This is a genomic window from Nonomuraea sp. AD125B, assembly GCF_041402765.1.
Classification (GTDB): Bacteria; Actinomycetota; Actinomycetes; order Streptosporangiales; family Streptosporangiaceae; genus Nonomuraea; species Nonomuraea bangladeshensis.
Genome location: NZ_JBGLOU010000050.1, coordinates 1 through 582, shown reverse-complemented (window position 1 = coordinate 582; position 582 = coordinate 1). Strand labels below are relative to the sequence as shown.

At 58.6% G+C, this 582-nt stretch carries 1 protein-coding gene and 1 pseudogene; both read right to left on the bottom strand.

The window, feature by feature from the left end; all coding sequences use genetic code 11:
• Positions 1–157 (bottom strand): annotated as a pseudogene (locus ACBR40_RS47080) (tail assembly protein); the annotation flags it as partial.
• Positions 94–582 (bottom strand): NlpC/P60 family protein (locus ACBR40_RS47075; protein WP_033471670.1); only part of this gene is annotated, 489 nt, incomplete at its 5' end. The pseudogene ACBR40_RS47080 and the gene ACBR40_RS47075, both read right to left, overlap by 64 nt.

Genomic DNA, 582 nt, shown 5'->3' with positions numbered 1-582 from the left:
CGGCAATCCGTACCTGATACCAGCCGTCGCTCAGTTTCTGACGAAACGCCGGGAGCTGTGTGGCCAGTGCCCGGATGGCTTCAGCCCCCGTTTTCACACGAAGGTCGATGCGGCGACCAAATCGTTGTAAATCCCCGTAAAGGCAGATGCGCGCCATGCCCGGTGACGCCAGAGGGAGTGTGTGCGTCGCTGCCATTTGTCGGTGTACCTCTCTCGTTTGCTCAGTTGTTCAGGAATATGGTGCAGCAGCTCGCCGTCGCCGCAGTAAATTGCGGCGTGATTCGGCACTGATGAACCAAAACAGCACAGCAGCACATCGCCCGGCTGTGCCGCTGACAACGGCACCTGATACAGCCCCGTCGCCTCCAGATTATCCAGATAGAGATTCTGGCCGTTACGCCACCAGTCATCCTCACGATGAAAGTCCGGCATCTCAATCCCCGCCAGATGATAAGCATCCCGGAACAGTGTGTAACAGTCCGTCACACCGTGCTCAAAGCGCCGCCCGGTGAGATGCGGCACACAGCGGAACTTATGAATCGTCCCCCGGCAGACCAGCCACCACGGCAAATCACTCTGCAC